Origin of the sequence: Paenibacillus tabacirhizosphaerae (assembly GCF_040812395.1) — a bacterium.
GTDB lineage: Bacteria > Bacillota > Bacilli > Paenibacillales > NBRC-103111 > Paenibacillus_E.
In genome coordinates, this window is sequence record NZ_JBFNXH010000044.1 from 1 (window position 1) to 5,449 (window position 5,449).

Below are 5,449 nucleotides of genomic sequence, written 5' to 3' on the forward strand. Positions count from 1 at the left end.
ATACCGTTAGGCGAAATTATTCATAAAGGATGATATTGAATGTATATCAAAGAAGTGGTAGAAGAAATGGAACAAAACCATACAAGGTCTTTAGAAGCAAATAAGTTAATGATTAAGCAATTCGATAAATATTTGTTGGGCGGAGAGATCCCTGATAATCTCTTATCCCATCTTTCTCTATATTTTCTTACTAAGTTTCACAAGTCTGTACTTTCTTTTAGGATGTTAGTTGTTTTGGGTTTTGACGAGGATGCCAGTATTATTTTACGAACATTAGTTGAATCCGTAATCACACTTGGATATATTTCTAACAAGCCAGAGGAGAGAATTGACCGTTTTATAGAATATGAATACATCGCTCAGTACAAGTTATTACAGGTTATTGATAAACATTATTCCAGTACTATCATTAGTGAAGAACGTAGAAGTCAGATTGAACAGGACTACGAGCTTCATAAACAAAAATTCAAAAATAAAGCCCAATGGTCTGATAAAAAGATCTCAGAAATGGCTGAGGAGATTGGTATGAATTTTTGGTATGAAGCAGTATATAAATATGATTCCAGCTATGTACATTCTAACATTAGTGCTACTAGAGGATTTATGCTAGAAGGAACAGAAGGATTATTATTAGCAGTTGGACCTCAAGTTTTCAATGCAACAGACTTAGTTTCTAAAGTAAGCGAACTCTCGAGAATTATTTTATATATAGGACTTAAGAATATTGGAATTGATACCACAGAACTATTAGAAACATGGAGTGAAGCACAGGAATTAATACAAGAGGAATTTCGTTTGCAACCCAAGGAAGAGAATAACTTCGCCTAACAGTGTTCCACTGCGGGGCTTACGCCCCTTTGTCTGCAAGAAGTATTTCGGTGAAGCATATTCAGCAGACACACCTGCACCACATAACCGCATCGTGGTCGGACCTACGTCCCTTAAGGTGGTGAGGCCTTGGGGACACAACAACGTTTATGGGAAATATTTGAAATGAAAGGAACGAAATATGAATCTATTTGTTATATTATTAGAAGAAATAGAAGACCGTGAAAGAAGCTGGATAGAAACTAAGTCAGTCCATATTGCTAGAATTGCTTCATTAGCTTGTCTTGGGTTACTTATATATATGTTCACCTTCTTAATACCCTTTATTATAGGAGAAGTACTTGGCAGATTTATTGTTATTAGTGGTGAGTTTAGATATTTATGGGCTATTTCCCTATTACTACTGCTCCCAATGTCTATCCCATTAATTGTGAATTGGACAAATAGGAGATTTGTCTATTCAACTATTGTTGTTGACTTTTTTGAATCATTATTATTCTCGAAAATTAATATCGGGGGATCAAGAACCCTATTAGAAATTTTTATTTTTATTACTTATATCGTTGGCAACATGCTATTATCTCTGTTTGCTGTAGCAAATTTCATTAATGAGGAGCAACTTGTATCAATAATCGAATATAATAAAACAACAACCTTTTCTATTATGATTATTATTCATACTGTAATTTATATATCCATCCGAGTTCTATTGTTACAAGATAAAACCCTTGAACAAAAACTTATTAAAAGTGTAAGAGAGTTCAGATTGTGGTTATTAGTATTCTTAATTACAGTTGCATATATGATATACAAGCTCGCTATTAGTTTCACATCAGTGGATGCCTTTTATTTAATTGGTGCCATATTGGTTGCTTTTGTGAGACTACTAAGTAGCTATAAAGAGCTACGAAGGAACATAGTTGAGTTTAAGGAAACCGTTGCAGCATTGCACTAATTGTATAGTATCTCATTGAAGACAGGTCCATCCCATAATTCACGCATCGACTCGAGCTGCTTAATTTGAATGGATGTCGTGAGCATGGAAACGTTATCGGAAATCCCTTAAAGAATAGGAGATATTATGGACATTGTAGGAGTATCAACAACAGAACATCAAATGATTATAAATTCATTTGATGAATATGGTGATTATTATCGCTATGCGACAGAATCAATCGATCTATTAAACGGCTTTATTGCTTCAATAAGAACTGATGCACATGTATTTATGATTTTTTTATCACAGATTCAAAAATCTTCAATACTTGCAGTGTTGTCAACCTTACGTAGGCATGACGTACAAGCATTGATGACAGTCCGCCATTTATTAGAGTCAAGTGTCTTGGCTACATATTCATTTATTGAACATGATTTAGATGAGTACGCATACACGAGTAAAAATGGTTATGCAATCGAGAAAAAAAAGATTAAAGAAAGAGCTCGTAAATGGCTTAACGCCGAATTCCCTGAATATTCAAATAAAATAAAACAAATAAAAGGTCAAATAAACGATTTTTATGCCCATGCAAATCTACTCTCTGCATTTGCAAATTATGAGTTTTCAGAAGTAGATAAGATTACTTTACGACTTTTTGATAAGAAAGAAGATCTTTTTATTAAACAGCGATTATGGTGGATCGGAAATATATGCTTTGGAATCATGGATTTATTCATTAAGGTAAATCAAAAATATCCAATAATAACTTTGATCAATGAAATAGATGAGAGAATGATCTCTTTAGCACGATATAACAATAAATTACAAGAGGAATTAATGAGCATACCCAATTTCACAAGACATGTTGGAAAGACATTAGAATAATATATCGACCGTCGGACGTCTTAAGCCGAGTTCATGTATACAAGAAATAAACAAAAGTTCTTTTTCTAAATTGAGGGGTAATTAGTGTGAAAAATCTAGATGGATTTTTAAATCTGAAAATTAGTCAGCTATCAAATCATAAGTCTGAGAAAGTTGTATTATTCCGGAATTTTTATGATGACATTCCCAATGAGAAGCTAAGTGAAGTTTTCTCGATCCTACATTGCAGCTTAAATGAATTATTTTCTTTTATGAATCATAAGAATCTTCCTGATAGAAGTGGGCATTTCAACGCTCATGAGAGCAGATTACTTATAGAGTTAATAGATTTTATTAGAGTTCTTCAAGCATCCCTTAAAGATGAATATAGATTTGAAATAGCAGATGAGTACAAAGTTGTCCTTGATATTTGTAGAACATTTTTATCAGGCAGTGGTGGTAGTTCCATCCCCGAAGATTTCAATATAATTACTCTAATTGAAGGTAATCCTGTATTTACGCTGGTTGATTCTACTATCATAAATATGCCTGTTTCAAATATTTCAGTTAAATTAAATCAAATAGGTGAAGGATCCTATGCGAGAGTTTACAAGTACAAAGATTCCTATTATAATTGCCACTTCGTTATAAAGAGAGCAAAAGATAATCTGAGATCAGATGAACTTGAACGGTTTAAAAACGAATTTAATGATTTAATGGCGTTAGATTCTCCCTTTATTATTAAAGCATTTATCTATAAAGATGAAAAAAATGAATATACTATGGAGTTTGCGGATGAAACATTAGGAAAATATATTTTACGTAACAACAATAAATTATCTTTTGACAAGCGGAGAGCAATAATAATTCAATTGCTAAATGCTTTTCAATATATTCATGATAAGAAGTATTTGCACCGAGACATCAGCTACCACAATATACTTGTTAAGCATTTTGATGACGGATCCTCAATATTAAAGGTTTCTGATTTTGGTTTAGTTAAACGCCCTGATAGTACATTAACAAGGCAAGGTACCGAGGTTAAAGGTGCTATAAATGATTACTCTGATCTCACATTAGTAGGATTTGAAAATTATGAGATAAGACATGAAACCTATGCTTTAACAAAGGTAATATATTTTATACTTACTGGAAAACAATCCGATTATCATCGCGAGAAAAATTTTAAACTCAAAGAATTTATACTGAAGGGAATTTCTTCAAATAAAAACGAACGATTTAAAAGTGTTGGAGAAATTAAGCAGGAATTGATAACTGAAGTCTTTCCATCCCTACGTTCAAAAAGTTAAGACAGTTGGTGGGATATTAGGTGAAGGCGCAGGTGCAGGTGCAGGTGCAGGTGCAGGTGCAGGTGCTGACATCCTATTAACACCATATCTACGCTTCGGGGCTTATGCTTTGTTCCCAGATCAAGTATTGTAAGATTGTAAGAGTGGGATTGAAAAAACAATCTGTCTGGAAGTTTTTTGTCTTTGTATGCTTCAATCTCCTCTTAATAAACTTTTGAACATCTACCAATCTTATATGGGACAATCAGCCCTAGGTGATTGTCGTTTTCTTGAGATAAGAACTTTATATATTTCGCATGTAATTTCCGATAACGTTGTTGTATTTCCCATGCGTTGCCGTAACGCGATTTGTCGGTGCAGGTTGTCTGCTGAATCCCCTTCTTCAAAATTCCTCTTTCAAACAAAGGCTCCGTAGGAGCCGCGTGGGAACACGATGTTAGGTGATGTAATCAATTCTTCATTGAGATGATTACAAGTAACTGTAGTAATTAGTTCTAAATAATGATATGTTTATAGATTCTGATATCTCGTCTAAATCATTAATTGAATACTCATTAATAAGTGAATCTATTGTTAATCCTGTAAGAAATGATAAGTATAGTATATTACACCCTTGGGTTATTAAGGAATAAATAATAGATTTTTTAATTCTCTCGACTGCAAAAGTTCCTTTTTTGGAATCTTTGATAAAGTCTACTAGACCAACTGCGTTAAATACTGAATAAAACCAACGACTAACGTCTCCAGTATCTGTAACATTCTTTCTTTCAATCGGAGATGCAATGTAGTTAAAAAAAGAATCTGAAGGATCATAACTATGTCCTGTCACATGATAAATATTGTTCAATGATTTTATTATTTCTAGTCTAAGACTATTGGGAATAATAATCGTTATATCATTAACCCTAACTTGTCTGAACTCTTCATGAAACTTGTCAAATTGAATGCTTAACATTTCAGTTACTTTCAAAGGAATTAAAAAATTTAGTTTTAAATATAGCTTAACGAAAAGTAGCTTTGAATTCTTGTTGTTGTTATTTAAATCTAAGGCAATATCAATTTTTTTTAAAATAACTGCAAGGTCATCACTTGTGATAATCTCCTTGACCTTAGAGTTAATTAAATGCTTTGCTATTTTAGTTTTAAAACCTTTTGATGTTACATACCCCAATTTATCATCAAAATAATAATTATGTTTGATTAAGCAATCAAACAAGCACTTTAGCGCTGAAATATGAGTATTGAGTGAACTTGTTGAGTTAATTTTATTGTTTACTTTACAATCTAAAAAATACTCATCAATATCATTTCTTGTTAATAACAATATTGATTTCATTAGATTTCTTTTTAGTAAATAATTCATGAATGTCGCAATTTCATTATCATATTTTCTTTTGTTTTTGTATTCTTTCATTTCAAGTATCAAATCTTCAACAATTGAGATGATATTCTCTTCAATATTACTCACAGTTTAACCCCCATCAATTTGATTATTTCACCTAACGTTGTA

Annotated in this window: 5 protein-coding genes; 4 read left to right on the top strand and 1 reads right to left on the bottom strand. The window is 32.3% G+C overall.

The features are described from left to right. The first annotated feature begins 39 nt into the window (after positions 1–39). From ABRS97_RS27720 to ABRS97_RS27735, 4 genes are all read left to right on the top strand, one after another. Complete coding sequence (locus tag ABRS97_RS27720) at positions 40–828, top strand: DUF5677 domain-containing protein (protein WP_367819418.1); 789 nt, start codon at positions 40–42, stop codon at positions 826–828. 181 nt (positions 829–1,009) lie between these two features. Then, the gene (locus tag ABRS97_RS27725) at positions 1,010–1,783 is read left to right on the top strand and encodes a hypothetical protein (RefSeq protein WP_367819417.1); all 774 of its coding nucleotides are present in this window, start codon (positions 1,010–1,012) and stop codon (positions 1,781–1,783) included. A gap of 126 nt (positions 1,784–1,909) precedes the next feature. Then, a complete protein-coding gene (locus ABRS97_RS27730) occupies positions 1,910–2,650 on the top strand; it encodes a hypothetical protein (protein ID WP_367819416.1) in 741 nt (246 codons plus the stop codon). Positions 2,651–2,736: 86 nt separating this feature from the next. Beyond that, the gene (locus ABRS97_RS27735) at positions 2,737–3,939 is read left to right on the top strand and encodes a protein kinase domain-containing protein (RefSeq protein WP_367819415.1); all 1,203 of its coding nucleotides are present in this window, start codon (positions 2,737–2,739) and stop codon (positions 3,937–3,939) included. A gap of 469 nt (positions 3,940–4,408) precedes the next feature. On the opposite strand, the gene ABRS97_RS27740 is transcribed toward ABRS97_RS27735, so the two are convergent. After that, entirely contained in the window at positions 4,409–5,407 is a 999-nt protein-coding gene (locus ABRS97_RS27740) for a hypothetical protein (protein WP_367819414.1), read from the bottom strand. Between the last annotated feature and the right edge of the window lie 42 nt (positions 5,408–5,449).